2 pseudogenes are annotated in these 655 nt (G+C 46.0%); both read right to left on the reverse strand.

What is annotated here, in order from left to right:
- Positions 1-413, reverse strand: a pseudogene (locus tag A3750_RS25630) (hypothetical protein); the annotation flags it as partial.
- 2 nt (positions 414-415) lie between these two features.
- Positions 416-655: pseudogene (locus A3750_RS01060) on the reverse strand (glycosyl transferase); the annotation flags it as partial.

The following is a 655-nucleotide window of genomic DNA, read 5'->3' on the forward strand; positions in this document are numbered from 1 at the left end:
TGAGACCAATCACCTAGGGCCTCATTAACTTGAACGTAGTTAATAACCGAAAAACCGTCATCGGAACTGTAGGGGTAAAAAGGCAATAGATGCACTGAGTTGAAACCATCAACACAATAGGTGTCGAGGAAGGTTTTTAGAGTCGCGAGAGGCTTCTCGGTATTTGAATCTAAGGCCGAGGCGCCAACAGAAACGCTGTCTCCGTAAGTAATGAGAATTGCGTCTTGCTCAGACCAATGATTCTGATAAGGCACTGGCTGCTCAAGCTCGCCATCAGCCTCTTGCTGATCAAGCCGCATTTCTCGAAGTAAATCGCGGTGGAGTTGTTCTCGCTGGGAGTCCGTCAACAATTCGCCATAAACGAATGCTAATTGATCGCCTATCTTGGAGTTTAAAGCCTCAAATGCCTGCATAATTACTGCCTGAATTCTTCGTTATCGAGCTCGACCGCCTCTTTCAGGCGCTCAAGTACATTGGGCATCGCACTAATAACCCTATTCCAGCTAGCGATAAATGGTCGCTCCATGGGGTTGTCCAGAAAGTGCTGCCCAGCCTTCATGATATTTGATGCGAACATCTCAACCGCTTTCTCTTCCTGATGAACATCGAGTTTTAAGCCATTCATCATCGCATCATTGTAATAAGTCTCAATAAA

Source organism: Oleiphilus sp. HI0079 (genome assembly GCF_001635105.1).